Origin of the sequence: Paenibacillus sp. FJAT-27812, from assembly GCF_001273905.1 — a bacterium.
Classification (GTDB): domain Bacteria; phylum Bacillota; class Bacilli; order Paenibacillales; family Paenibacillaceae; genus Pristimantibacillus.
The window spans coordinates 7,133,296-7,159,496 of the sequence record NZ_LIGH01000001.1; the positions used below are offsets into that span (position 1 = coordinate 7,133,296).

At 49.6% G+C, this 26,201-nt stretch carries 22 protein-coding genes; 7 read left to right on the top strand and 15 right to left on the bottom strand.

Going from position 1 to position 26,201, the window contains the following annotated elements; genetic code table 11:
- Positions 1-81 precede the first annotated feature (81 nt).
- The 11 genes from mutM to ADU23_RS30755 all read right to left on the bottom strand — a co-directional run bounded on the left by mutM (position 82) and on the right by ADU23_RS30755 (position 14,864).
- Entirely contained in the window at positions 82-933 is an 852-nt protein-coding gene (gene mutM, locus ADU23_RS30705; protein ID WP_053377237.1) for a DNA-formamidopyrimidine glycosylase, read from the bottom strand.
- A 48-nt stretch (positions 934-981) separates the two neighbouring features.
- Positions 982-3,660 (bottom strand): DNA polymerase I, encoded by a 2,679-nt coding sequence (gene polA, locus ADU23_RS30710; protein WP_053377238.1) that lies wholly within the window; start codon positions 3,658-3,660, stop codon positions 982-984.
- Between the two features lie 101 nt (positions 3,661-3,761).
- A complete protein-coding gene (locus ADU23_RS30715; protein WP_053377239.1) occupies positions 3,762-4,985 on the bottom strand; it encodes an EAL domain-containing protein in 1,224 nt (407 codons plus the stop codon).
- Positions 4,982-6,514, bottom strand: a complete 1,533-nt coding sequence (locus tag ADU23_RS30720) for a GGDEF domain-containing protein (RefSeq protein WP_053377240.1) — start codon at positions 6,512-6,514, stop codon at positions 4,982-4,984. The genes ADU23_RS30715 and ADU23_RS30720 overlap by 4 nt, the downstream gene beginning before the upstream one ends.
- A gap of 198 nt (positions 6,515-6,712) precedes the next feature.
- Complete coding sequence (phoU, locus tag ADU23_RS30725; RefSeq protein WP_053377241.1) at positions 6,713-7,372, bottom strand: phosphate signaling complex protein PhoU; 660 nt, start codon at positions 7,370-7,372, stop codon at positions 6,713-6,715.
- Positions 7,373-7,492: 120 nt separating this feature from the next.
- Positions 7,493-8,248 carry a phosphate ABC transporter ATP-binding protein PstB gene (gene pstB / locus ADU23_RS30730; protein WP_053377242.1) on the bottom strand — a complete coding sequence of 252 codons (756 nt, stop codon included), beginning with the start codon at positions 8,246-8,248 and terminating at the stop codon, positions 7,493-7,495.
- Positions 8,249-8,289: 41 nt separating this feature from the next.
- Positions 8,290-9,165, bottom strand: coding sequence for a phosphate ABC transporter permease PstA (gene pstA, locus ADU23_RS30735; protein ID WP_053377243.1), 876 nt, complete (start codon positions 9,163-9,165; stop codon positions 8,290-8,292).
- Position 9,166: 1 nt separating this feature from the next.
- Positions 9,167-10,030: a phosphate ABC transporter permease subunit PstC gene (gene pstC / locus ADU23_RS30740; protein ID WP_442950666.1), complete on the bottom strand. Its 864-nt coding sequence runs from the start codon at positions 10,028-10,030 to the stop codon at positions 9,167-9,169.
- 190 nt (positions 10,031-10,220) lie between these two features.
- Positions 10,221-11,222, bottom strand: a complete 1,002-nt coding sequence (locus tag ADU23_RS30745; protein ID WP_053377245.1) for a PstS family phosphate ABC transporter substrate-binding protein — start codon at positions 11,220-11,222, stop codon at positions 10,221-10,223.
- 99 nt (positions 11,223-11,321) lie between these two features.
- Complete coding sequence (locus tag ADU23_RS33380; RefSeq protein WP_053377246.1) at positions 11,322-12,566, bottom strand: methyl-accepting chemotaxis protein; 1,245 nt, start codon at positions 12,564-12,566, stop codon at positions 11,322-11,324.
- Between the two features lie 234 nt (positions 12,567-12,800).
- On the bottom strand, positions 12,801-14,864 hold the full coding sequence (locus tag ADU23_RS30755; protein WP_157266033.1) for a beta-galactosidase: 2,064 nt from the start codon (positions 14,862-14,864) through the stop codon (positions 12,801-12,803).
- Positions 14,865-14,922: 58 nt separating this feature from the next.
- Between ADU23_RS30755 and ADU23_RS30760 the strand changes: the two genes are divergently transcribed.
- The 5 genes from ADU23_RS30760 to ADU23_RS30780 all read left to right on the top strand — a co-directional run bounded on the left by ADU23_RS30760 (position 14,923) and on the right by ADU23_RS30780 (position 19,358).
- Positions 14,923-15,840: an AraC family transcriptional regulator gene (locus tag ADU23_RS30760; protein ID WP_197286123.1), complete on the top strand. Its 918-nt coding sequence runs from the start codon at positions 14,923-14,925 to the stop codon at positions 15,838-15,840.
- 84 nt (positions 15,841-15,924) lie between these two features.
- Positions 15,925-17,112 (top strand): M20 family metallopeptidase, encoded by a 1,188-nt coding sequence (locus tag ADU23_RS30765; RefSeq protein WP_053377248.1) that lies wholly within the window; start codon positions 15,925-15,927, stop codon positions 17,110-17,112.
- A gap of 35 nt (positions 17,113-17,147) precedes the next feature.
- Positions 17,148-17,906 (top strand): threonine/serine exporter family protein, encoded by a 759-nt coding sequence (locus ADU23_RS30770; protein ID WP_053377249.1) that lies wholly within the window; start codon positions 17,148-17,150, stop codon positions 17,904-17,906.
- A gap of 25 nt (positions 17,907-17,931) precedes the next feature.
- Positions 17,932-18,360, top strand: a complete 429-nt coding sequence (locus ADU23_RS30775) for a threonine/serine exporter family protein (protein WP_053377250.1) — start codon at positions 17,932-17,934, stop codon at positions 18,358-18,360.
- Between the two features lie 50 nt (positions 18,361-18,410).
- A complete protein-coding gene (locus tag ADU23_RS30780) occupies positions 18,411-19,358 on the top strand; it encodes a phosphotransferase (RefSeq protein ID WP_053377251.1) in 948 nt (315 codons plus the stop codon).
- Here the strand turns inward: ADU23_RS30780 and ADU23_RS30785 are convergent.
- Positions 19,355-20,215, bottom strand: coding sequence for a lipoate--protein ligase family protein (locus ADU23_RS30785; RefSeq protein WP_053377925.1), 861 nt, complete (start codon positions 20,213-20,215; stop codon positions 19,355-19,357). The two genes, ADU23_RS30780 and ADU23_RS30785, sit on opposite strands and share 4 nt — an antisense overlap.
- A gap of 140 nt (positions 20,216-20,355) precedes the next feature.
- Here ADU23_RS30785 and ADU23_RS30790 point away from each other — a divergent pair, with 140 nt between their 5' ends.
- Both ADU23_RS30790 and ADU23_RS30795 read left to right on the top strand, forming a co-directional pair.
- Positions 20,356-21,498 carry a zinc-dependent alcohol dehydrogenase gene (locus ADU23_RS30790; RefSeq protein ID WP_053377926.1) on the top strand — a complete coding sequence of 381 codons (1,143 nt, stop codon included), beginning with the start codon at positions 20,356-20,358 and terminating at the stop codon, positions 21,496-21,498.
- Between the two features lie 94 nt (positions 21,499-21,592).
- Positions 21,593-22,459 carry an AraC family transcriptional regulator gene (locus ADU23_RS30795; RefSeq protein WP_053377252.1) on the top strand — a complete coding sequence of 289 codons (867 nt, stop codon included), beginning with the start codon at positions 21,593-21,595 and terminating at the stop codon, positions 22,457-22,459.
- Between the two features lie 33 nt (positions 22,460-22,492).
- Here ADU23_RS30795 and ADU23_RS30800 read toward each other — a convergent pair whose 3' ends face one another.
- The 3 genes from ADU23_RS30800 to ADU23_RS30810 all read right to left on the bottom strand — a co-directional run bounded on the left by ADU23_RS30800 (position 22,493) and on the right by ADU23_RS30810 (position 26,151).
- Positions 22,493-23,215: a response regulator transcription factor gene (locus ADU23_RS30800; RefSeq protein WP_053377253.1), complete on the bottom strand. Its 723-nt coding sequence runs from the start codon at positions 23,213-23,215 to the stop codon at positions 22,493-22,495.
- A 119-nt stretch (positions 23,216-23,334) separates the two neighbouring features.
- The gene (pnpS, locus tag ADU23_RS30805; RefSeq protein WP_053377254.1) at positions 23,335-25,110 is read right to left on the bottom strand and encodes a two-component system histidine kinase PnpS; all 1,776 of its coding nucleotides are present in this window, start codon (positions 25,108-25,110) and stop codon (positions 23,335-23,337) included.
- Positions 25,111-25,173: 63 nt separating this feature from the next.
- A complete protein-coding gene (locus ADU23_RS30810; RefSeq protein ID WP_053377255.1) occupies positions 25,174-26,151 on the bottom strand; it encodes a bile acid:sodium symporter family protein in 978 nt (325 codons plus the stop codon).
- Positions 26,152-26,201: the final 50 nt, after the last annotated feature.

Here is a 26,201-nt window from a genome sequence, read left to right on the forward strand (position 1 = left end):
AGTAGTCATCCGCCCATTGTTCGTAACACATCTATCATATGCGGGGAGTATTTGTCTGTGCTTGTCGATTAGGAATTGCTGCTATGCCTTTACTTTGGAAGGCATGTTCAGCTGCTGGCATTTGCTGCAAATATGCGTGCCTCTGCCACCTACGGTGAATTTCTCGATAGGTCTTGCACAGGTCGGGCATGGCTCGTCTTTCTTGCCGTAGACAAGGAGCTGGTGCTGGAACATGCCCATCTCGCCCTGTCCGTTCACATAAGATTTGATCGATGATCCGCCTGCTTCAACCGCATGCGCAAGCGTCGAGCGAATCGCTTCGTATAACCTTTTCCATTCGGCTGGCTTCAGCGTATTTGGCGTTCGCTCCGGATGAATTCTCGCTTGGAACAACGCTTCATCTACATAAATATTGCCTAGGCCAACGATATGCTCTTGATTGAGAAGCAGCGGCTTGATTTTCGTCGCACGTTTCTCCAGCTTCCCGCGCAGCGCTTCAAGCGTGAAGGACGGCTCAAGCGGTTCGATGCCAAGCTTATTAAGCGGCGGCAGCTCGAGCTCAGAGCCCGCTTGGAACAGATGCATCGTGCCGAACTGGCGCACATCCTTATAACGCAGATCCGTTCCATCGTCAAAATGAAAAATCACATGCGTATGAAGCTCAATAGGCTCCCCGGAAGGAAATACGCCGTAACGTCCTTCCATGCGAAGATGCGACACCAGCACCAGCCCGTCCAAAATAATTCTTAAAAACTTACCGCGCCGCTCGACCGTCTCGATCGTATGCCCGGCAAGCGCATCCGCGAACTGTTCAGGCTCGGCAGGGCGTTGTATAATACGCGGGAGTCTTACGGTTACGGATTGGATTCGTTTTCCCGCTACAAGTTCAATTAATGTTCGTCTTACGGTTTCTACCTCTGGCAATTCAGGCATTTCTCCTCACCTCAACAACCATTATACCCGAAACTGCCCGCCAATGGGCTACTTTGCTTCATACCAATTGTCACCGAAACTCATGTCCGCCTTAAGCGGAACATCAAGCTTAAGCGCGCCAGCCATGACCTCAGGCACAAGCGTCTTCATTAGCTCAAGCTCATCCTGCGGCACCTCGAATACGAGCTCATCATGTACTTGCAGCAGCATACGGCTTTTTAGCTTGCGCTCACGCAGCGTAGCATCCATATGCACCATTGCCAGCTTAATAATATCTGCCGCCGTACCTTGAATCGGCGTATTCATCGCGGTCCGCTCAGCGAAGGAGCGAAGATTGAAGTTGGATGCCTTGATATCATTCAAATAACGTCTGCGTTCAAGCAGCGTTGTCACGAAACCGTCACGGCGGGCATCCTTCACAACATCGTCCATGAACTTGCGCACGCCTTTGAACACCTCAAAATATTGCTCGATAAAATGGGCCGCTTCTTTACGGGTAATGCCAAGGTTTTGCGATAATCCAAAATCGCTGATGCCGTACACGATGCCGAAGTTAACCGCCTTCGCGGAGCGCCGCATATTGGAATCGACTTGATCGGCCGAAACGCCGAATACGTCCATCGCCGTTTTTGTATGGATGTCCATATCATTAATGAACGCTTCCTTCAGATTCTCGTCACCCGAAATATGGGCGAGCACGCGCAGCTCGATCTGCGAGTAGTCGGCTGCGACAATGAACCAGCCCGGCTGTGATGGAACGAAAGCTTTTCGGATTTGGCGGCCTTCCTCCAGCCTGATCGGAATGTTCTGCAAGTTAGGGAACTGGCTGCTAAGACGGCCGGTTGCCGCAATCGTCTGCCGATAGTAAGTATGCACCTTGCCCGTGTCCTTGCGAACCTCCTTCAGCAAGCCCTCCACGTAAGTGGACTGCAGCTTCGAGAGCTGGCGGTAATGCAGAATCAGCGGAATGATCTCATGGTACGGAGCTAATTCCTCCAGCACCTCAGCATCAGTCGAATAGCCGGTTTTCGTTTTTTTCTTAGCAGGAAGTCCCAGCTTTTCGAACAAAATCTCGCCAAGCTGCTTCGGCGAACCGATATTAAATTCAGTTCCGGCAAGCTTATAAACGCTGCTAATAATCGTAGTCAGCTGGCGTTCCAGATCGCGTCCAAGCGCTTCAAGCTCTTCCTTCTCCACCTTTATGCCGAGATGCTCCATGCCTGCAAGAATGCGGGACAACGGCTGCTCAATGTCAAAATAAAGCTTGCTCATCCCCGTGCGGGCAAGCTCTTCGGTCAGCAGCGGCACCAGCTGGCGGATAGCTTCAGCCTTCAGCGCCAAATGCCGATAGAGCGTCTCCGCGTCCGGCACTTTGAACTTCGCGCCTTTCCCATAAACGGACTCGTCGGATGGCAAGACGGAAAGTCCCTGCTTTTCATTGATCCCGCTTAGCGTCTGACTAGCCTCGGTAGGATCAAGCAAATAAGCGGCTAACTGCACATCGAATGCCGCACCTTCAAAGTTGATCCCGCTCCATTTGAGAGCAAGCTCTACCTTATGCAGATCGAAGCCGTATTTTGGCTTGTCCGCCTGCTCGAGCCACTCGCGCAGCTTGCCTGCGAAAGGAGCCTTCAAAGCGGAGAACGGAAGGGAAAACACCGCCTCCTCCGTAGCAATGGCCAGGCCGATCAGCTCCGCATGATGAGGGTTTTCGCCAATTGCTTCTACATACAGCCCATTTTTATCGGTTTGGCCCAGCAGCTGAACCAGTTTATCCAGCGCATCCGCATCCTTTTCCGACTCAATCACAAAAATAGTTAAGTCAGCGGCAGCAGCCTGAGCTTCCTCTTCCATATCGCCCGCATTCGCGCCCAACCCCAGACGCTCGATAAGCGACTTGAATTCGAGCTTGCGGAATGCCTCTGCCAGCTTCAAGCCGTCATAACCTGCATAACGAATTTCATCAATGCCCTGCTCAATAGGTACCTCGCGGAAAATCGTTGCCAGCCTTTTGCTCATTGTGGCATCGTCCTTGTGGTTCTCGATATTTTCCTTCAGCTTGCCTTTGAGCTTGTCCAGGTTTTCCAGCACGCTCTCGACCGAGCCATGCTCATGCAGAAGCTTCAGCGCCGTCTTCTCGCCAACGCCCGGCACGCCCGGAATGTTATCGGAGGTATCGCCCATTAGCCCTTTTAGATCGATAATTTGCATCGGTACGAGACCGTATTTCTCTTGAATCGCTTCCGGCGTATACAGATCAACCTCGCTGACCCCTTTACGCGTAACTGCGATCGTGACCTTGTCCGAAGCAAGCTGCAGCATATCCTTATCGCCCGTAACAACGACGGTAGGCACGCCCTTCTCGTCAGCCGCTTTCGTAAGCGTGCCAATTATATCATCAGCTTCGTAGCCTGAAAGCTCGAACTGCGCGATGCTGAACGCATGCAACAGCTCCTTAAGCACAGGGAATTGCTCGGACAGCTCAGGCGGCGTCTTCTGCCTTCCGCCTTTATATTCGGTATAGCCTTCGTGGCGGAACGTTATTTTGCCGGCATCAAAAGCAACCAGCACATGTGTCGGATTTTCTTGTTCAAGCAGCTTTAGCAGCATCGTCGTAAAACCAAATATCGCATTCGTATGCTGACCAGCCGAATTCGTGAGCGGCGGCATCGCGAAGAACGCGCGGTAAGCTATACTATTGCCGTCAATTAGCATCCATTTTTCCATATGGGATCAACACCTTCTTTATGTATCATTCATACCCCTAAGTATACCACAAAAAGGGCATTTCCCAAGCATCGCTGCCAGAGGAAAGCCCTTTCTACTTGTTATTGCATGCTGCTTACGAAGGCGGCTGGCCTTCCAAGCAAATACCCCTGGGCGTACGCGATGCCCATTTCGCGCACCTTCTCCAGCTCCTCTCCAAGCTCGATGCCTTCGGCGATGATCGAAATGCCCATTTTGTCAGCCAGCTGAATGAGCGTATACAAAATATGCTCCTTCATCTCATCCAGATGGATATTTTGGATAATGGACCGATCTATCTTCAAATAGTCCGGCCTCAGCTCTACAATCGATTGCAGCGACGAGTAGCCTGCTCCCACGTCATCGATTGCAATTTGGTAGCCTTGGCTGCGGTAATGCTCCAAAGCCTTCTTCACGGAGCCAAAATCAGCGATCGAGCTTCGCTCCGTAATTTCGAAAACAACATTATGCGGCGATATCCGGTGCTGCTCCAGCAGGTTCAGCGTCTTTCCGGGAGAGAAGCTAGGGTCCTCCATAATTTGCGCCATCATGTTAATGAATAGCTTCTGCTCCTGCTTAAGCGGCTTGCAGCCTTCGATTGCCTTCTCCCTCGCAAGTCGATCGAGCGGGTAGCTCAGCCCCTCCTGATCGGCAAAAAGAAACAGCTCCATCGGTCCCGGGAACCAAGCTCGCTCATCGGTACGCGTAAGCGCCTCGTACCCAAAAATCTCCCCCTCCCGCTTCAACGAAACGATGGGCTGATAAACCGTATGAATAAGACGCTCCCGTATTAAACGTTCGATGGCTCTCCGTTTCAGGCTATGCTCCATTGCACCGGCCGATTGACCATGCAAAATCGCTTTTTTCATAGCCTCATACCAAGTCAAGCCATCCGTTAACGAATCGGATGCAACAACCGCGATTCCGCCTAGCAGCTTTCCGTCTAAACAGCTGATAAGTGAATCGCTGAGCTCTTCTGCGAATTGCTGCTCCCATTCCGTCGTATACTTATGTGCCAGCTCAAGCAGCCATCCCTCTAAAATAGATTGCTGTCCGACAGGGATTCGCAATTGTATAAACAAATCCTCCCTCATCCATTGCATGCCCTCGTAAAGCAAAAAACCTTTAAACACGGCTTCCACCTCGCGATTAGCGAAAACACGCCATCTCTCCTGCAAGGAAGATGCGCTGCAGCATGGTTCGTCAGACCCAATCTGCCATGATAAATAAATGATTCCGAGATAGTCTGAGCTCTCGTTTTCCACGCTGCTTAGCTGCCCTAGCTCTCGAAGTTGTCTCAATTTCACTGTCGATCCTCTCCATGTTGCATTCCTTTTATTTGATCCTTTACATAGACGCTGCCCTTCATTGCCTTTGCCTGCTTCTTCAGCTTTGCAGCCAGCCTCGGAATTTCCTCGCTCGTCAGCGGCACCATGCCGTCCCATATCATGAGCGATAATGAGAGCGTTACACCCTTCTGCTCGATGAGATTGCCATGTCGGTCCTCCACCGTTGTCACCTCGATACCGCCATAAAACGGCTTGATTCCGTCATCGAAACGCTTGATCAACGCTTGGCATAGCCGTTCTGCAACATTTGCGTTCGTAACCGCGATAAAGTCATCTCCGCCTATATGTCCGATAAAATCTCCTTCACTGCCGAGCAGGCTCTGCTTCTCGCGCAGGATCTCAGCCAAATACCGGATAAGGTCATCCCCCAAGCCAAAGCCAAAACAATCGTTATACCACTTAAAATAGTCCAGATCCGCATAGATGACCGCAAAGGGCGCACCTTGTCCAATGCGGCGGCGCAGCTCGAGCTGAATCTCCTCGTTTCCCGGTAGCCCCGTAAGTGGATTAGCACCTCGTGCAGCTTCCGTCCGAAGCGTCGTGATGCACTCCAGAATTGACCGGATCGAGGCTGCTCCAGCCATCCTTCCGTCCTTTGTGATGAGCACTACATCATAGAGCTGCGAAAAATCTCTGGCCATCGCCAACTGGGAAACCTGCTCTACAGGCAGCTGTTCGTCTACGATAAGCGGTTGATTGTTCATGATTCGCTCCACCGGTCTATTCCAATAAAGCGGAAGACCAAATTGTCCGGCGAGCATTTGATGAAGCTTCTCTTTCATCAAGATGCCGATTGGCCGGCCTTGATCAATGATTACCGCTCCTTGCGCTTTTGCATTCGTATCGAATAAATACGCAACCTCCGATACTCTGGCACGGGCAGAGACACTCGGAAAGGGGACTGCCAATTCGCCAATTCGGACGGTTTTGCTTTGGAGCCATAGCGGTGAGCGCTTCCTTTCCGTCTCGCTCGCTGCAGCGAGCTGAGGCTTGACTACGCTATCATGACTGCTCTCGTCAATTTCTTTATCTCGCGCCGTATTCTCTGAATCCAATAGCGTGGTTTGCTCCATTGCATCCAGCAGCATCCGATAAATGACCGCTTCGGAGGATCTGCCTGTCGCCGGCGGAAAAGCAGTCGCCACGCCGATGCTTGCATCGAACCCTTTGCCTCCCTCATACTCATCTCCGCCTTTGGCCCATGCCTTCCGAAGTCCCTCAATTAGACGCTCCGCCAGTTTACCCGTTAGCTTATCAATCGGCTCGTCCTGGGGCTTGCGATAAAATAAATAATAATAATCCCATTCCAGCCGCTGACGCCAAAAAAGTCTCGGCTCCCCGCTTTCAAAGTGCTGCAATGCCGATTCAGAAGCCGCGTTCCCAATTCGGAAGCGGACATAAATCACGCCGATACCACCGTCATGCCAGCGCTCTTTAATGCTGCGGATCATATCTCGATTGAATAAACCAACCCCAACCTCATCCATCCGTATCCCCTCGATCGATCATTGTCTATTTCAGTTGTATGATATAACTGACTTTAACAGCCAATTGTGATTGGAGATGCATAAAAGAATTAACTTCAGGTAAAATTCGACAAAAGATTAGCGCTTTAGACCTGTATACGCAAAAAAAACCGTCCAAGCGTTATGGCTTAGACGGTCTTTCGTATCATTTAATTCATTCTAAACGTTCAAATCCGGCCTGTTGCCCGTAACGAGGTAAACGACGCTCTCACCGATGTTTGTCGCATGATCGCCGAATCTTTCCAAATAACGGCCTACGAAGCTAAGCAGTGACGCTTGCGTAATGTTGCGAGGATTTTCCATCATTAGCGAGTAAAGCTCACGCGAGATCTGGCCATAAAGCGCATCGACCTGATCATCGTCCTTCGCCATTTTGTAAGCCAAGTCTACATTTTCTTGAATAAAGGATTGAATCGCCTCATAAGTCATCAATTGAACGATCTCTGCCATCCGCGGCAAATCGATCAAAGGCTTAATTAGCTCTTGCCCTTCCATGCGCAAAACAACTTTAGCGATATCGACGGAATTATCGCCCATGCGCTCCAAGTCGCTCGCGATTTTGAATGCGGACAAAATGCGGCGCAAATCCTTAGCAACCGGCTGCTGCGTCGCAATCAGCTTCGATCCGATTTCCGTAATTTTTTCTTCCATCTGATTCAAGACAGGATCGTTGGCAATCACTTGCTTCGCACGGTTAACATCAACCAGCTTCAGCGCTTCTATCGATTCTGCGAGCGCTTTTTCTACGAAAGTACCCATATCGATAAGCAGGTTATGAAGATGCTCAAGTCCTTGGTCAAACTCTTTACGCGTAGTCATCACAACGGCATTCCTCCTAAAGGTTCATGAAACAAGCCTGCCTCGAAGGTCAAGGCTTTAAGTAAGGTGAAGCACGCTCCAGCCTGTGGTATACAGGCTCCATTCATTAGATCGTTTCGCTTAGCCGAAGCGTCCGCTAATATAATCTTCCGTGCGCTGATCCGTCGGATTGGAGAAAAGCTTCTCTGTGTCCGAATACTCAATGACTTCGCCATTTAAGAAAAACACGGTTTGGTTGGATACGCGTGCTGCCTGATGCATGTTGTGAGTAACCATTACAATCGTGTATTTGTCCTTAAGCTCTTGTGCCAGCTCTTCAATCTTAAGCGTGGAGATCGGGTCTAGTGCTGAAGTCGCTTCATCCATGAGCAAAATGTTTGGATTCACAGCAAGTGCGCGAGCAATACAAAGACGCTGCTGTTGACCGCCGGATAAACCGAAAGCGGAGCGCTTCAAATGATCCTTAACCTCATCCCAAAGCACAGCGGATTTCAAGCTTGTTTCTACGATTTCATCAAGCTCGCGCTTGCTAGTAATGCCGTGCAGGCGCGGTCCGTATGCAACATTGTCATAGATTGATTTCGGGAACGGGTTCGGCTGTTGGAACACCATGCCCACTTTTTTGCGAAGCGTCTCGACGTCTACTTCATTGGAGTAAATTTCCGTACCGCCGATTGCGATGCCGCCCTCGATCCGAGTGCCGGGAATCATATCGTTCATCCGGTTTAACGTACGAAGCAGCGTTGACTTGCCGCAGCCCGATGGCCCGATAAAAGCAGTGATCGCTTTCTCCGGTATCGTTAGCGTTACATCCTTCAAAGCGTGGAAAGCGCCGTAAAACAAATTCAGTTTGTTAATATTAATAAGTGCTTCCATATCGTTCTCCTCCTAATTGTGTTCACAGCTTTCTAAACTCTTTAAACGTTTTTCTGATACTTGTTGCGAAGCAAAATAGCTGAGAAGTTCATTAGCAACAGTAATACGAGTAAAACGATAATACCGCTGGCCGCAAGCTCCTTGAATTCTAGCTGAGGCTTGGACAACCAGTTGTACACTTGAATCGGAATAACGGTAAACGAATCCTTAAGGCCATTTGGTAAAAATGCGACGTAAGTCAATGCTCCGATCATAACGAGCGGTGCCGTCTCTCCGATTGCCCGCGACATCGCTAGAATGACGCCTGTTAATACGCCAGGAAGCGCAGATGGCATAACGGAACGTGAAACTGTTTGCCATTTGGTAGCTCCAAGCGCGAACGAAGCGTCACGGCGCGATTTGGGAACGGCGCGAATGGCTTCCTGGGCGGAAACGATAATAATCGGAAGAACAAGCAGCGTCATTGTTAGCGCGCCGGCAATGAGACTGCGATCAAGCGCTAGAAGACGGACGAACAAGGTTAACCCCAAAATACCGTATACAATAGAAGGAACACCTGCTAGCGTACTGATATTTAGCTGAATCATCCGGGTAATCTTGCCCTTCTTCGCATATTCCTCTAGATAAATCGCTGCTCCAACGCCGAAGATAAAGGAAATCGGCGCCATAAGAAGCAGCATGTAAATCGTGCCGACGAGCGCAGACTTCATGCCGGAACCATCCGCTTTACGAGACGGAAAGTTCGTGAATAGGTCTGGCTGGAGCCGGGAAATGCCATCGATTAAAATATCTACGATTAACGCGCAAAGCGCGAGAACGCCGATTGAAGTGGCTACGACAAACAGGATATGCAGCATCCAATCCGTCTTCCGCCGATTAGCGATTTGCTTACGGTTCGCGTCTTGAAATATGTTCATCTTAGTACTCCTCTCTGAATTTTCTTGCGATATACTGGGCAAGAATATTGAGCAGGAACGTAATGACGAACAGCGTCATGCCGACCGCGAAGATCGATCCATACTCAACCGTCCCGTGCGGCGTATCTCCGAGGCTGACCTGAACGATATAGGCGGTCATTGTCTGGATACTCTCGAGCGGATTAGCGGTCATATTTGGCGTGGAACCTGCCGCAACCGTAACGATCATCGTCTCACCGATCGCGCGCGAGAAAGCGAGCACGGCCGATGCCACGATACCGGAGAAGGCAGCAGGCACTACGATTTTTAGCGCAACCTCAAATCTTGTAGCGCCCAGCGCATAAGCGCCGTCGCGCAAGGTGCGCGGCACGGATGACATCGCATCCTCACTTAGCGAGCAAACCATCGGAATAATCATAATGCCGACTACGATACCGGCACTCAGCGCGTTGAACACGCCGGCGCTGTGGAAAATACTCTGAATAAGCGGTGTTACAAGGCTTAGTGCAAAATAACCATAAACGATTGTTGGTACTCCTGCGAGAACCTCAAGAATCGGTTTAATGATTTTGCGGACCCGCTTCGGCGCATATTCCGACAAATAAATGGCGCTTGCCAAGCCTAGTGGTATTGCAACTAAGCAGGCAATAAGCGTAATCATAAGCGTACCTGACAAGAGAGGTAGAACGCCAAAGCTTTTGGGAGGGATTAACGGTGACCATTTTGTCCCAAACAAGAAATCAAAAATCGGTATTTTTTGAAAGAACTGATAGGTTTCTGAGATGAGTGTGACGACAATCCCGATTGTTGTAAGAACGGATACGGATGCGCATAGAAACAATAGGATCGGCATCAATTTATTCATGATGCTAACGCGGTTATTTTTGAAATTATATAATTCCTTGCTTGCTATTTGAGCTTTAGTGGCCGTTTGCAGCCCTTGCCTTGGCATTGCGGCGTCCTCCTTCTTGCCTTTACAATTCGTTTACATATGTTTCGTGAAAAATGTGATGTCCCGCAAGACACCACATTTTATCATCTACCAAATTTACTGTTTATTGAATTTTTGCAGCTTCCGTAGCGTATTGCTCGTCTGGAAGAGCTACATATCCAACTTCATTAGCAAATGTTCCGATATTGTTGATGTAAAATTTAACGAATTCTTTTACTTCTGGACGCTCAAGCTCTTTGTTGTTCGCATAGATGAAGAGCGGACGGGACAATGGAGCGTAAGTGCCATCTTTGATCGTGTCATGTGTTGGAGTGATAGCGCCGCTGCCGCCATCAACCGGAACGACTTTCAACTTGTCTTGGTTTTCTTCAAAGTATGCAAAACCGAAGTAGCCAATGCCGTATTTGCTGCCTGCTACGCCTTGAACAAGCGCGTTGTCATCTTCGGAGAAGCTGATTGCTTTATCGTTGCGGATGCCCGCTTTTTCAAGAATAGCTTCGTTAAAGTAGTCATAAGTGCCGGAATCAGCGCCTGGCGAGAACATAACGATTGGTTCTGCAGGGAATGTGTCGCGAACATCTTTCCATGTTTTCACTGTGCTGCCTGTTACGAAAATTTTGTTAAGCTCTTCAACCGTCAAGTGATCGATAAAGTCATTGTCTTTGCTAACGACTACAGACAAACCGTCAAATGCTACAGAAAGCTCTGTGTATTCGATGCCAGCTGTTTTACAAGCTGCTGCTTCTTCTTCTTTGATCGGACGGGAAGCATCTGCGATTGCGATCTCGCCTGCGCAAAATTGCTTGAAGCCGCCGCCTGTGCCAGATACGCCGACAGGAACACGTACGTCAGGGTGCTCTTTGTTGAATTCTTCAGCAGCAGCTTCCGTAAGTGGGAACACTGTGCTTGATCCGTCAACTTTAACTTCGCCTGCTAGTTTTACCGTTTCGTCAGCTGGAGCGTTTGTAGCTGCGTTGTTTGTAGAACCTGTATTTGCCGATCCATTATTTCCGCCATTTGCACTGTTACCACAAGCAGCTGCGAATACGAGTACCGCCACCATCGACAACATCAAGATCCCCTTAAAGCTTTTTTTCTTTAACAACTTTACCACTCCTCTTATTATGTCTGCCCAGGTTGCCCCTGTGCCTCTTATACTACTAGCCGTTTGTAAACCTCGTATTCTGTTTTTGTAAATTCCATGTTAAAAGTATGATTGCTGCAATTTTTTCATTTCGTCGGCTACATGAACCGATTGCAGATGCGCTTGTTCGGATAACGATCCGATCTGCTTTGCGCTGTTTCGGTTGTCTGCCGCTGCCCGGAACAGTCGATTAAACGCCTCTACCGCCTCATTGACATGGGCCTCGCTAGCCGAAGTCTCGGAGCGACCAGCATGCGCAAGCTCAGTCGTTTGCGAGATGGCTTGAACGATCGTTTTGGTTAAAGTCGTAATCTCGTTGGCGAATTGCTTCGTTTGGCCTGCAAGCTTCATCACCTCGCCGGCTACTACAGCGAAGCCGCGGCCATGCTCGCCTGCACGCGCTGCTTCAATAGAAGCATTAAGCGCGAGCAGATTGCTTTGCTCTGCCAGCTCTTTAATTAATAGAGATACTTTGCTGATCGAGCCTGCCTCGGCTTGCAGCTCGTTCATCCGGTTTTCTTGAAGCTGCGAATTTGCTGCGATCGCGTCAAAAGCTTTCATTACTTTATCTAGTTCGTTTTTACCGGACAGCGTCAAATCTACCATCTCTACCGACAAGGATTCGCCTTGTGATGTCGACTCGCGAACGCTGCTGACCGCTTGTTCGATTTCAGTTACGCGCTGCTCTGCCGAGCGTATCGTTCTCATTTGGCTGTCAACCGCTTCCTGCTGCAGCAATCTGGACAGCTTGAGCATATCGGAAACGGTCAGAATTCCGGCGAGACGGCCGTTTGACGTAACGATGACACAATCATATAGGACACTTTCGTGACGGCTTAATGCACTGTCAATGAGCTGCTGAGGCGCAAAATCATAATCCACCAGCAGAGGGCTTGCATCCATAAGCTTCGATATAGGCTTATCATCATACAAATCTGCGCTAAAGCGATGCCCCAGCTTTAAGAAAAAACGATTCCGCATCATCAAGCCGATAGGAGCCCCTTGCTCCCCGACCACGATGACACATTCGCATTCTGGATGCATTTTAAACACAGATATCGTTTCCCGGCATGTTTGCTCTGCTGTAATCGTTGGTGCTTGGCGCAAAAAATGCTGAAGCCTCGCTGGCTGTGCATCTGGTGAAGCTGCCATCACTCGAGGAGTCGCCGCCTCTTGCGGAGCTTGTCCTTTCTCTGCTTTGGCTTCTTGCGGCAAAACTTCTCCGTTAAGCGGTGCGTTCGGATCAGTACGCTCAATTTTCTCGATATCCGTGTCTTTTTCTTTCTCTAGAACAGTCGCTGTCACTCACCATCACCCTTCCTTCTATTTCCTCTTGCAATCACTATAGGTCGGAAGCATCAACAGGAATATGCTGAAATGTTTTCGCAATGTTAAATTCACCTTTTGTTTTTATCGATTCGGTAAACTCAAGCGGTTTTAAGCAAAAGTTAGTGCGGCCAAAGTCCTGTAAACATAAAAAAGCTGAGCGAAGCGTACTAGGTTCTGTACGCTTCACACAGCTTTTGGAAATGGGCAAATTTAGTTGGACTCGCGCTTCAAAATACGGCAGCTATAGGCTGTTAGTTCCATGCTATCGTCGATGGCGGCACCCGTTAACAAATCGGAATAGCTCCGTCCGTCGAGGGCAACCGAAACTTCGCTTGCGCTGAAGTTCGATACGAATACGTAATCGTTGTCGCCGTCTGTACGAAGCTGAGCGGTTACGCTATCCGGCAGTTCCGAATCGATTACACGTTTTATGCCCTCTTGCTTCACGATCGTGGAGAGCAGATCATTCGTAAATACGGCATCATTACGCGATGCGATATAGTAAGCTTTGCCCGCACCCAAACGGTTAACGGTCAAGGCTGGCCTGCCAGCGTAAAAATCTTCTCCGTATACCGCAAGCGCCTGCGCGCCTTCAAGATGGATAAGGTCACATAGCTCACGAGCTGTATATTCGCCGGTGAGACCAAGCGCATTTCCGTCGCTCATCACAACGCGGTTAGAATCATGGTCATGCAGGGAATCGATTTCCTCGGACCATATGCCAAGCGTCTTCCGCAGCGGTCCCGGGAAACCGGTTAGGAAGCATAAGTCATTCTCGTCTACGATGCCCGTCCAATAAGTCGCAACGAAGATGCCGCCATTTTCCACAAAACGCTCGATACGTTCACCAACGCCTGGACGAACCATGTACAGCATCGGGGCTACAAGCAGCTTATAGGATTCAAAATCGCATTCCGAATCAATAATATCGACCGGAACACCAAGATCCCAGAACGGTCGATAATGGCGCTTCGCTGTTTCTTCATAATGCAGCCCGCTATTGCGCGGCCCTTGCGAATCCTTCACCGCCCAGCGGTTTTCCCAGTCATAGATAAGGGCAACCTCAGGCTTCACCGTCGTGCCGACAACCTCGCTTAGCTTTTCAAGCGTAGCGCCAAGCTCAGCAACATCGCGGAATACGCGCGTATGCTCATGGCCCACATGGTCAACGACTGCGCCGTGAAGCTTCTCGCTTGACCCTCTGCTTTTGCGCCACTGGAAGTATTGTACCGTATCGGAGCCATGCGCGACTGCTTGAAGCGACGAGAGCAAATGCATGCCCGGACGCTTCACTTTGCTGATCGGCTGCCAGTTCGTCATGCTCGGCGTGCTTTCCATCAGCATGAACGGCTTGCCGCCGCCAAGCGAGCGGAATACGTCATGGTTGAAACCGATCCATGCCGCCTGCTCGCTGTCGTCGCTGCCATTGTCATGCCAAGTCGGGTAGGCATCCCAAGAAATGACATCAAGCAACTCGGTAAATTTCCAATAGTTAAGCGGCTCAAAATCAAGCATAAAGTTTGTCGTAATCGGAAGCTCCGAATTGGCAGCGCGCAGCGGATCGATTTCGTGCTTGCAGAAATCAACAGTCTGGTCAGTTACGAATCTTCTCCAGTCCACGTTCTGGCCGTGAACAGCTTTCTCGCCACGCTCCGTCGGGGACTCCACTTGGCTCCAATCGGTATACGTATGGCTCCAAAACGTCGTCCACCAAGCATCGTTAAGCGCTTCGATTGTTCCGTATTTATTTTTCAGCCAGCCACGGAAAGCCTCTTCGCAATACGAGCAGTGGCACTCGCCGCCGTACTCGTTCGAAATATGCCAGCCAATGACGGCAGGATGCTCCGAATAACGTTCAGCTAATTTCGTATTCATAATGGCTACCTTCTCCCGGTATACCGGGGAGGAGAAACAATGATTATGGCGTGCGCCATGCAAATTGCGAATACCGTTTGGGGCAACGCGCAGCACCTCGGGATATTTTTGAGACATCCATACGGGACGCGCTCCGCTTGGCGTTGCAAGCAAAGCATAAATGCCGTTAGCGGCAAATTTATCGAGCAGCGTATCAAGCCAATCGAACGTAAATACGCCTTCTTCCGGCTCAATAGCCATCCATGCAAAAATACCGACCGACATGACGTTGCAATGCGCAAGCTTCATCAGCCGGATATCTTCCTCCAGCACCTCGGGGTATTTCTGCCATTGATCCGGATTATAATCTGCACCATGCAGCATTTGCGGTATTTTAGGACTTATCGGGGCGAATTTCATAATGGGTTCAGCAACCTCCAGTTTCGTCTTGATTGTACTCATCATTGGTTATACTATAATGATATTCATATTATATATCGTTCTTCGAACCAACTATATAATAGTATTTTCGCATCGCTTTAAAAATATGAACCTGGAGGCTGCTATTATCGACACGATGGTTTTCCCGACTTTGACAGAGACGGACACGACTCTTCCCGTATATCTTACAAGCATCGGGCATTGGAGCAATCAAGAGTCGATTGACCGTCCAAACGGCTATCCCCATTTTCAATGGCTTCAAGTCATAGCAGGAACAGGCGAGCTCCGTGTCGGCGATCAGATCATGACCGTTCGCGCCGGTCAAGGGTTTTGCCTTTTTCCAAACGAGCAGCATGCTTACTATTCCGTTCAGGAGCCTTGGGAGGTCATATGGATGAGCTTTCGCGGGGACTTGTCCGATAAGCTGTTCAGGCAGGCAGGAATTACGCAATCAGGTGTCTATTCTACTGCCGATCATGATATGATTGTTACCCATATGAAAAACATTTCTGCCATGACGCAGTCTGGCCGATCCTTTCTAGGACTGGAATGCTCGAAGCTCGTTTACATGTTTTTGCTCGATTTGATGAAGGTTATCCTTGTAAGCTATCACTCGGTTGAGCAAAATTATTTGAAGCTTCAGCCTGTGCTTCAATATATTGAAGCACATTACAATGGACTGATCGCGATAAAGGATCTCGCCGCTTGTATTGACGTAACGCCGCAGTACTTATGCTTATTGTTCAAGAAAGCGCTCAAAATGCGGCCGATGGAGTATGTGAATCGGGAACGCGTCAATCGGAGCAAGGAGCTCATGTTCCGCGAGAGCGATATCAAAATGCATGAAATCGCGCAGCGCGTCGGCTTCGATTCACCCAGCTATTTCAGCTCTGTTTTCAAACGGCTCGAGGGCTTAAGCCCGGAGCAATTCAAGAAAATACATGGGATGCGTTAGGTGGTTGGGGGCAGTAAGCACGTATACGAGCCTAAAATAACGTTACACATGTTTCTCACCATTTCAGGAGGTTTAAATACAACGATGTCCAACAAAAAATTGATTTTTAGCGAGATTGATCACTATGCGGAGGCGTTTCGTGCCATATCACGCGCCGTAGGCAATAGGCCCGAGCTTGGCCATGAGGAGTTTTTCGCATCGGAGCTGCTTTGCAGCGAGCTGTCGAAGTATGGCTTCGAGGTGGAACGGGGCATCCTTGACATTAAAACGTCGTTTATCGCTGTCTATGATACGGGCAAGTCTGGACCGACGGTCGGCTTGTTATGCGAATACGATGCGCTGCCGGAGATCGGGCACGCTTGCGGGCATCATCTGATCTGCTCCATGAGCGTTGCCGCAGCGGTTGGACTTAAAGCCGCACTCGAAGGCAGCGGCATCGGCGGAAAGATCCGCATCTACGGCACGCCAGCCGAGGAGACTCGCGGCGCTAAAGTTCCGATGGCGGCAGCCGGCTTATTTGATGATTGCGATTTTGCGTTAATGGCTCATCCCTACCATACCTTCGAGCGCTCCGGAGAGTCACTCGCCCTTGATGCGCTGCAATTTGAGTTTCATGGCTTATCCGCCCATGCAGCAGCAAGCCCTTATGAAGGCATTAACGCGCTTGACGCGGTGCTTCAGCTGTTCAACAGCATCAATGCAATCCGTCAGCAGACGCGCAGCGACGCACGCATTCACGGCATAATCGACGATGGCGGCAAAGCGCCGAACATCATCCCTGACTATGCATCGGCAAAGTTTTATATTCGCTCGGCTTCCCGCGCTTACACGAATGAGCTGACCGCCAAGGTGCTTCGCTGTGCAGAAGGTGCTGCCCTGCAAACAGGCTGTACGCTAACAACAAATGCATTCGAGTTCTCCTATGACGAGTTGCTGACCAACGAAGCGTTATCCGAACGGTTTAATGCAAATCTTATTGAAGCAGGCATTCTACCGGAGCAAATCGAGACCGGAAAGGATCACGGCTCGCTTGACCTCGGCAACGTATCCGTTCGCTGTCCGGCTATCCATCCTTTCGTTAAGGTCGTGCAGGATCGACTGCTCCTTCATACGGAAGCGTTCCGCGATGCCGCAATGACTGAATATGCGCTCGACGGCATGCTTTTTGGAGCTAAAATGCTCGCCGCCACAGCATATGACGTGTTTGCAGATCCTGCCCTGCTCGCCCGAATTCGCACCGAATTCGAGCAGCAAACGAAGAGCAGCTCATAACACCGACTTCGCTCGCATAAGGAGGGCTGGCCCATATGGACAAACCCATCATCAATAGCCATGAGATTACGCAAATCTGTTTATTAGCCGGCAAAATCATTTTGCAAAACGGCGGCGAAACCTACCGTGTCGAGGATACGATGATGCGGATCGCCGCTGCTTACGGCATTGAGAATTCGCATAGCTTCGTTACGCCGACCGGCATTATTTTTGCCATCGACGGATCATCGCAAATGACGAAGCTAATTCGAATTTCAGAACGCTCGACTAACCTGCTCAAGGTTTCGTTAGTGAACGATATTTCCAGAAAAATCAGCTCAGGCAACCTTTCGGCAGGCGATGCCCATAGAATGCTGCAAGAGGTAGATACCCATGCATTCATCTACCCTGCTTGGTTAAAAGTGTTGGCAGCGGCGATCGCAAGCGGCTGCTTCCTTATCATGTTCCAAGGCAGCTGGGGCGACTTTATTCCCGTCGTGCTGATCGGGGGCTTTGGTTTCGCGTTTTTTGTACGGCTGCACCGCATCGTGCCCATCAAATTTTTCGCAGAATTTATTACCGCTTTGATCATCGGAACGCTGTCTGTGTTTGTTGTACATAAGGGGCTCGGATATGATCTGGACAAAATCATCATCGGCTCGGTCATGCCGCTTGTACCTGGCCTTCATATTACCGCCGCTGTCAGAGATTTGATGGCGGGGCATCTCGTATCGGGTCTATCGAAGGGTGCGGAAGCTTTTCTGACTGCATTTGCCGTCGGCGCAGGCATTGCCGCTGTGCTGTCTTTCTACTAATTAATAACGGAGGTGCATCACGTTGATGATGCTGGAACAGCTATTCACAAGCTTCATCGCCTCAGCCGCTTTCGGTCTCATCTTCAACGTGCCGAAGCGGACGCTTGCGCACTGCGGCGCTGTCGGTATGGTTGGCTGGCTTATTTATGTTTCGTGTACGCAGCTCTCATTGGACGTTATACCGGCTACGCTTATCGCCGCTTTTGTTGTAACCGTGATCAGCCAGTTATTTTCCAAGCTATACAAAACGCCCATTATCGTCTTTAGCGTATCGGGCATCATCCCTTTAGTGCCTGGCGGACTCGCGTACGATGCGATGCGGAACGTCGTTGAAGATAACTATGACATAGCGGTACAGCTGGCCGTCAAAGCATTTATGATCTCGGGAGCGATTGCGATAGGACTCGTTTTCTCAGAAGTCATTAATCAAATCATCCGGAAATCCGAGCGTTAATAAAATATCGATTGCCCAGCACCAGCAAGCGCCAGAGAGGGGAATCATTCATGCATCCTATCGTAGGGCCTGACGGCCGAATCATCGAAGAGAAAATATGGCGGAGGGAAACGCTTTATAAGGGGATGAACGGAAGCAGCGTCGAACGGATCTACCTAGCGCCAAACGAGACGATTATTTTTAAGCCGCTCACAAATCATGAGCAATTAGGCAAGGAAGCATGGGTATATGAGCATGTTTTGCCGGCTCTTCCTCGTATCTATCCGCAATTGCTTGCCTGCTCCTCTTCAGCTGATACAACATCCTATTGGATGATGTTCGAAGATTTAGGAGCATTGAAGCATGCTTTTGACGAGGACACGGCATCGGATTTAATCTCCTACATAGCTAACTGGCACGCGCTGCCGACTAGTCATCTGCTGCATGCCCCGCTGCGCGGACCAAAGCCCCAAGCAAGCGTTATCCTGAAGGAGCTGCTCCTTCAGGGAACCAGTTCCTATAAGCTTGCAGCACAGTGGCCAAGCCTGCCAAGTTCACTGCTCAGCTCCTTATTTGCAATGCTCCAGCATGAAAACGTTGAAGCGGAGGATCGGGTATTTTCGCACGGCGATCTGCACCTTGGCAACTATGCTAGCGTAAACGGACATATAAAGGTACTCGACTGGGAGCATGCCCATCTGAACAGCCGCTACTGGGATCTGTACCATGTTATCGACCTCTCTCATCCAACCTTTCCAAAAGAGATGTCACCCACCGTACGCGAGCGCTTGCTGGATCGTTACCTCCTGCTAATTGAGCAGGATGGATACGGGCTGCAAAAATCCGCATTCAAACGAGGTTATTATTTATTTTCATGTCTTTTCTCATTATGGATGCTGAAGCTGATTACAAATGACATCCAAGCAAACAACGGCACATGGCCTATCGAACAATTGAAGCAGCAGCTTGACGAAACAACGTCAAACCTCCTCCAATGCGCCAAAGGCTTACAGCTCTAGTCGGCTTCCTTCTCCTGAATCGCATACCTTGCGCGCAATACCGCTGCCATTGATAAAATCTGCTCGGAGGTCGGCATGGCCAGCTTCTCCTCCGCTTCCCTTAAACCAGATTCCGTCTGCTGAGACAGGATTACTCCTTTGAGCGCATCTACAAAAGCTCGTCCAGCGCCAGCGCCCAGATTCGTCAGCTGCTCCAAGCTAGCCGTGCTCTCTTCCGTCACCAGTGGAAAATCGCTCGCGTTTTGCCTATCTGCTGCTTTGTCGTAGAAAGAGCGAACGAAGCCTGCCCGCTCCTGTCCTGACCCCTCCGCCACAACAAAGGCTTGCACGATATAGGCATGTGTCTGCCGCCGCTGCGCAATGCCGCAAAATTTCAACCCATCGATGCTCAAATCAAATTCGCCTGGACAATACGCTCCTCGTATTTCGCCCTTGTCGACTCGGCAGCCCGTTTCCTTCAGCGCGTGACGGATCAACCCGTACATGCGCTCGAAATCTTCATGAAAATGGAACGAATCCACATCGGGCTTGCGCATAATAAGCGAAATATTGATGACCCCTAAGTCAAGCGGTACAGCGGCTCCCCCTGAATTACGGACGGCGGTAGCCCATCCATCGGCTTGCAGCAGCCGCTCTGCTTCCGAGGCACCGGGTAGACGGCTGTCTTTCAGCCCCATCACAAAACCTCTCGGATGGCGCCATATATGGCAGATTGCCGGCCCTCCCCGTCCCGTTTGCCTGCAAAGCAGCTCATCAAGCGCGAACGGATATAATACATCCCGCTCATCAAGCTCATTCATCCGATCCAGCAGCAACACATTATCAAGTCCCAAATCCTCAATCGAATCCCATTCCATTCGTCTTCGCCCAGCCCTCTCCTGCTCATCGTTCCGCGTTGTTGCTCCAACATCTATTTTACCGATAAATGAGCATCCATGCATCTTCTATTCCCCTTTTAGGACAAAATACAAATACCGATGGAGAAAGGGGCTAGATGATGAAAGCACTCACTTATCAAGGAATGAAAAAAGTAAAGGTAAAAGAAGTTTCCGATGCTTCTATTCAAAAGCCAGACGATGTATTAGTACGCATAACAACAACTGCAATTTGCGGCTCGGATCTCCATATTTATAATGGAGAAATTCCGAACATGCCAGATAATTACGTGATTGGGCATGAGCCAATGGGAATCGTCGAAGCCGTTGGCCCCGAGGTCACACATGTCAAAAAAGGGGATCGTGTCATTATTCCGTTTAACGTCGCATGCGGCCAATGCTGGTTTTGCAATCATCAGCTTGAAAGCCAGTGTGACAATTCGAATGAATTTTTACATGGAGATTCAGGCGGATATTTTGGTTATTCGGAGACATACGGCGGGTATGCAGGCGGTCAAGCTGAATTGCTGCGCGTTCCTTACGGCAATTTTGTACCGTTTAAAGTGCCAGAGGATGCGGAGCTTGAGGATGAGAAGCTTGTCTTCCTCTCCGACATTATTCCTACTGCGTATTGGAGCGTAGATAATGCAGGCGTCAAAAAAGGCGATACCGTTATTATTTTGGGGAGCGGTCCAGTAGGCTTGCTGACGCAAAAGTTCGCTTGGAAAAAAGGCGCAAAACGAGTCATTGCCATCGATTATGCAAAGTACCGGTTAGAGCATGCCAAAAAAACGAATAAGGTCGAGACGTTTAACGTAGGAGAGATGGATGATCTTGTTGAGCATCTCAAAGAGATTACCGGCGGCGGAGCGGATGTGGTCATTGATTGCGTCGGACTCGACTCAGAAAAAACAATCGCCGAAAAAATTCAAACGATGCTAAAGCTGCAAGGCGGCGGCTTGGGCGCTTTTCGGATGGCTGTTAATCTCGTTCGCAAGGGTGGCACAATACAGGTAACGGGTGTTTATGGAATGAATTATAATCTATTTCCGTTTGGGGACTTGTTTCGAAGAAACATCAACTTACGCATGGGACAGGCTCCCGTGATCCACTATATGCCTGAGCTCTATAGACAGATTAAAGCTGGCGAGTTTGATCCGACCGACATCATAACGCACCGGATTCATTTGGAGGACGCAGAAAATGGCTACAAAATATTCAATAACAAGGAAGACGGCTGCATAAAGGTCGTCATTAAACCGTAAATCACGTTTATATGCCTCCTCCTTATTGCTAATGACCTGCGCTTTCACTACAATAAGGGTATTGTCATGCAGCGCCAAGGGGGAATCAATAAACATGGAAGCTATAAATGAAAAAGTCGCATATGAGAACCCATTGCTGTCGCTGCGCATTTTCCAAACGGTGCGCAATCTTGATGGATTTACGAACTGGCATTATCATAAGCAGCTTGAGCTGTTGCTCATTTTGGAAGGTAATTTGGACATCTATGTGGATGAAGAGTGCTTCCATCTTGCGCCCGGAGACGTGGTCCTGATCGGGGCATCCGAGCTGCACCGCGATCGCAGCCATAGCACGCTCGATTATATCGTGCTCCAATTTGATCTTGAGCCCTTCTTTGATCAAAGCACGATTCCTTATATGCGTTATTTCTCAGAGACGCAGCTGCCGCTGAGCAAAGCCAACTATATTTTTGCGGAAAATAGTTCGGTTAAGCAGCAGACCGCATCATGCATTCAGCAAATATTAAATGAGGCGACCCACAAGGAAACCGGCTATGAGCTGGCCGTCAGCGTGCTTATTAAGCAAATATTGCTTCTGCTGCTGCGCCACGACAGCCGTAAGGTGCTGATCGAGCAGGATAACTTCGACCGCATACGCCTAAAGCCTGTGCTGGACTATATCGAAAATCATTTGACCGATCGGATCCAGGTCGAAGAGGTTTGCAAAATCGCCAATATGAGCTATTACTATTTCGTCAAATATTTTAAGAAAACGATTGGCTTATCGTTTACGGAATATGTAAACTATCGCAAAGTCAAATGGGCGGAGCGGATTTTGCTGACGAAGGATTTAAGCATTTCGGAGGTTGGCGAACGAATCGGGATGCCGAATATGGCTCATTTTTATAAAATGTTCAAAAAATACAACGACTGCTCGCCGAAGCAATTCCAGCGTAAAATGCTCGTGTGGAACCGGCAATAGCCAGCTTCAACGATTAAAAAAAGCTCGTCCGCCCTATAACTTCGGGGTAACGAGCTTTTTTGGCATAACGAGTTTGTAGCCGACGCCGCGAATGGATTCAATTTGGACCGATTGCTGCCCAAGCTCCAGCTTCTTCCTTAGCGAGCTCACATGAACGTCAACCGTACGCTGGCCGCCGATATAATCGAAGCCCCATACGACATTCATCAGATCATCCCGAGTAATAACCATGCCCGGACGCTGCACAAGATAGAGCAATACTTCGAATTCCTTCGGTCTAAGCGGGATGGCATCTCCGTTTAAAATAACCTCATACTTCTCCGGATAAATCGATAGGTCTCCAGCAGTGATAACCTTCTCCGTTGATTCAATCGGCTTGCTGTCGTCCAGCTGTGTCCGGCGCAGCACCGCAGATACGCGTGCAAGCAGCTCGGCAACGCCAAATGGCTTCGTAATATAATCGTCTGCGCCATGTTTCAAGCCTTGCACGACTTCTTCCTCTGCATTGCGGGCCGTCAAAATAATGACTGGCGTTCTGACGCCGTTCTGGCGAAGGCGGTTCAATATTTCGAAGCCGTTCATGCCAGGCAGCATGATGTCCAGAATGACCAAATCGAAATTGCGCTGCAATGCGGCTTGCAAGCCTTCCCCGCCATGATCGATAACGGTCGTTTCATAGCCCTCTTGGGTCAAGTTGTACGACAATAGTCTCGCTAATGTCGGTTCATCTTCAATGACGAGCACTTTATGCGACATGTTACCTCCACTCCAACCTAGCGAATAGCAGCGTTATTCACGCTGCGTCCGCTTATTTATAGCTTTGCTTTTAAAGCTAGTTTATCATGGTTTCGTAAAGAATAGGTAAATCTTTTTTTCTATTGCAGGACAGGCAGCTCGATTGTGAACGTTGAACCGACTCCCACAGCGCTTGTTACGGATATCGTTCCCTTATGCAGCTCTACGAGATGCTTGACGATGGAGAGGCCAAGCCCCGTCCCGCCTGAGCTTCTCGAGCGTGCTTTGTCCACACGGTAAAAGCGTTCGAATATGCGCGGCAAATCCTTTTTCGGAATGCCGATGCCGGAATCCGTAATTTGGATGCGAATGTGATCATCGCCCAGCCCTTCAACCTTAAGCGATACTTTTCCGCCCTCCGGCGTATAATTAATGCCATTGGAGAGCAGATTCATAATAATTTGCCGCAGTCGATCCTCATCGGCTTCAACATAAAGGCCCGGCTCGATATTCATCGTAAGCTCGATGTTTTTGCGGGAGGCTTCCGATTCCATAAGCCTGATCGATTTTTCTACGAAGCTGTCCACTTCGACCGGCGAGAATACGAGCGGCACGCGGCGCGACTCGATTTTGGACAGTTCCAGAATGTCTCCGATCAACCGGTTAAGGCGATCGCTCTCATCGAAGATGATTTGTAAAAACGAACGGGCCGTTTCTTCATCATTGACCGCGCCGCCTAGCAGCGTCTCTGCAAAACCTTTGACAGCCGTGATCGGCGTCTTCAGCTCATGCGATACGTTAGCGACAAACTCGCTGCGCATCCGCTCCAGCCTGCGGATTGCCGATACGTCCTGAAGGACGAGCAGCACGCCGGAGAACTCATTGCCCTCTGGATGAATCGGCACGAGGTTAAGCTCAAGCAGCCTCTCCTCCGGAAAATAAAACGTGATCTCCTCACGCAAATGCTGCTTGCTCTTTAATCCCTCTTGAATCATTTGCGAAAGCTCGTATTGCTGCTTAGCTTCCGCATAATGGCGTCCGACCAGCTCGCGGGCAGAAAAGCCAAGCACTTCCTCGGCACGCCTGTTCATCAGCACGATTTTGCCGCCGCGGTCAATCATCACGATGCCGTTAATCATATTATCAAGCACGCTCTCGAGCTGATTCTCGTTTTGCTGAATGCGCGTCATTTGCACCTGAAGGCTGTCAGCCATCGCATTAATAGCGTTGCCAAGCTCGCCGATTTCATCCTGCTTCGTCACCTTCACTCGCGCGCGGTAATCCATGTTTTTAATTCGTTTTGCAACCTTCGTAATTTGCTCCAGCGGCCTAGTCAAGCCTAAAGCAAGGCGGTAGCTGATAATTGCTGCGATCAAGAAGAGCACAAGCAGGCCTGCCATAAGGCCCATTGTCAAGTTGCGGATGCTGTTTTCAACCTCTTTCAAGCTCATGGCAAGGCGAATGACATCCGGTGCTTGATCCGGGATAACCTGAACCGGAATGGCGACATACATCATATTTTGCTTAACGGTTTCGCTAGCACGAATCGCTCTGCCGGTGCCTGACTTTAACGCTTCCTCTACTTCAATTCGGCTAAGATGGTTGTCCATATATCTAGGGTCCCCATCCGAATCGCCAAGAACTACACCGTCATTGCGAATAAAGGTTACGCGTGCGCCCGTATAACGCTTAAGCTCCTTCGCCTCGTCCGAATAATAGTCAAATAACGAAGATAATTCGCCTGATTTCCATTCCATCTTTGCCGAAATAATTTGCATCTCGCGAACCATATTGTCTTCAAGCGCGTTTATATGGTTTTGATTAAACGTTTTGACCATAAATAAGCCTGCTGCACTCACTGATAATGCGATCATCGCGATCATAATAAGCGTCAGCCTAGTGCGAAAGCTGTTCATCCGGTTCACTCCCTATGTTTGGTCAGGCCTACACCCTTTTGACGGTGCGTTTACATACATCGTTTATCGTACATGCGGCACTGTTCTTTCGCTAGACTTGTTTTTATTAAGTTTTTGTAAAACGTAATGGTGCACCGTGGCGAGCGGCTGTTGAATTAGAATCGATAATACGACGGGAACAGCTGCAAGCGGGCTGAAATAGCCAAGCGCGAGCACGATGCCAAGCGAAATATTGCGCATGCCGGTCGCATAAGACACGGTCACCTGCTGCTCGTTATTGCGAAGATACGCCGTTCCGATATAACCGAGGGCATAACATAAGCCAACCAGCACGACAACTAGCGGAACGAGCAGCAGCATATCCTGCTTCAGCTTATCCAGATGCGGCGCGATCGCCGATGCGTTCAGCGATACCACGGCTACGAAGCAAAGCTTGGACAGCGGCGATGTGTACGGCTGAACGACTTGCTGAATGCGGCCTCGGCTCATTTGATTAAGCGCGACGCCGATAATGGTAGGAAGCACGATTATGACAAGCAAATCAATAATGATAGGTCCCGCCTTCACATTAACCGATGAGTCAAAAAACAGATGAATGCCGGCCGGCACTACAAGCGGACTAAGCGCCGAATCGAGTACGACCATTGCCAGCATAAGCGGAACGCTGCCTCCTGACATCCCTACCCAGAGAACCGTCGAGACGCCGATGGGAATAATCGTAAACAGAACAAGCCCGACGACATATGGTGAATCCGCTCCGAATACGAGGGCACCAAGTCCGTAGGCAGCTAGCGGAGACAACACGTGAGCGATCACGAAGGTGAGCACCATCACGCCCGGCCTTTTCATAACGATACGCAATTGCCCGAGGCCGCAGCCGATCGCCATCGTTAACGTTATATAGGCAAATAAATAAGGGACTGATTTAATAAAAGGCTGCAGCTGCGAAGCAAATATAAAACCGAGTATCAAGGAACTCGGAATAATGATAAACATCCATCGTTCAAAATGCCGGTTAAAAGCCAATCCAAATTCACGCATGTTATTCCCCTCATTTGCCTCATCTAGTCGTTTTTGTACATAAGCTTTAT